Genomic DNA, 1,596 nt, shown 5'->3' with positions numbered 1-1,596 from the left:
TTGTTCGGCGGTGTCCTACTCTCCCACAGGGTCCCCCCTGCAGTACCATCGGCGCTGAAAGGCTTAGCTTCCGGGTTCGGAATGTAACCGGGCGTTTCCCTAACGCTATGACCACCGAAACACTATGAAACACATCAAACCGACCGGCACAACCGGCATGATTCGTTGTTTCAGAACTACACAGTGGACGCGAGCAACTGAGGACAAGCCCTCGGCCTATTAGTACCAGTCAACTCCACCGGTTACCCGGCTTCCATATCTGGCCTATCAACCCAGTCGTCTACTGGGAGCCTTACCCCATCAAGTGGGTGGGAGTCCTCATCTCGAAGCAGGCTTCCCGCTTAGATGCTTTCAGCGGTTATCCCTCCCGAACGTAGCCAACCAGCCATGCTCTTGGCAGAACAACTGGCACACCAGAGGTCCGTCCGTCCCGGTCCTCTCGTACTAGGGACAGCCCTTCTCAAGACTCCTACGCGCACAGCGGATAGGGACCGAACTGTCTCACGACGTTCTAAACCCAGCTCGCGTACCGCTTTAATGGGCGAACAGCCCAACCCTTGGGACCGACTCCAGCCCCAGGATGCGACGAGCCGACATCGAGGTGCCAAACCATCCCGTCGATATGGACTCTTGGGGAAGATCAGCCTGTTATCCCCGGGGTACCTTTTATCCGTTGAGCGACGGCGCTTCCACAAGCCACCGCCGGATCACTAGTCCCAGCTTTCGCTCCTGCTCGACCCGTCAGTCTCACAGTCAAGCTCCCTTGTGCACTTACACTCAACACCTGATTGCCAACCAGGCTGAGGGAACCTTTGGGCGCCTCCGTTACCCTTTAGGAGGCAACCGCCCCAGTTAAACTACCCATCAGACACTGTCCCTGATCCGGATCACGGACCCAGGTTAGACATCCAGCACGACCAGAGTGGTATTTCAACAACGACTCCACCACGGCTGGCGCCATAGCTTCACAGTCTCCCACCTATCCTACACAAGCCGAACCGAACACCAATATCAAACTGTAGTAAAGGTCCCGGGGTCTTTCCGTCCTGCTGCGCGAAACGAGCATCTTTACTCGTAATGCAATTTCACCGGGCCTATGGTTGAGACAGTCGAGAAGTCGTTACGCCATTCGTGCAGGTCGGAACTTACCCGACAAGGAATTTCGCTACCTTAGGATGGTTATAGTTACCACCGCCGTTTACTGGCGCTTAAGTTCTCAGCTTCGCCCCACCGAAATGGAGCTAACCGGTCCCCTTAACGTTCCAGCACCGGGCAGGCGTCAGTCCGTATACATCGCCTTACGGCTTCGCACGGACCTGTGTTTTTAGTAAACAGTCGCTTCTCGCTGGTCTCTGCGGCCACCCCCAGCTCAGAGAGAAAATCTCATCACCAGGAATGGCCCCCCTTCTCCCGAAGTTACGGGGGCATTTTGCCGAGTTCCTTAACCATAGTTCACCCGAACGCCTCGGTATTCTCTACCAGACCACCTGAGTCGGTTTAGGGTACGGGCCGCAACAGCACTCACTAGAGGCTTTTCTCGACAGCATAGGATCATCCACTTCACCACAATCGGCTCGGCATCAGGTCTCAGACACA

2 rRNA genes are annotated in these 1,596 nt (G+C 55.8%); both read right to left on the bottom strand.

Annotated elements, in window-relative coordinates:
- Positions 1-2 precede the first annotated feature (2 nt).
- Positions 3-119, bottom strand: a 5S ribosomal RNA gene (gene rrf / locus P3G67_RS35655).
- Between the two features lie 80 nt (positions 120-199).
- Positions 200-1,596, bottom strand: a 23S ribosomal RNA gene (locus P3G67_RS35650); the annotation flags it as partial.

Origin of the sequence: Streptomyces silvisoli, assembly GCF_029269905.1 — a bacterium.
Lineage (GTDB): Bacteria > Actinomycetota > Actinomycetes > Streptomycetales > Streptomycetaceae > Streptantibioticus_A > Streptantibioticus_A silvisoli_A.
Note: the sequence above shows the minus strand (reverse complement) of the source record. Positions and strands in the feature narration are given on the sequence as shown.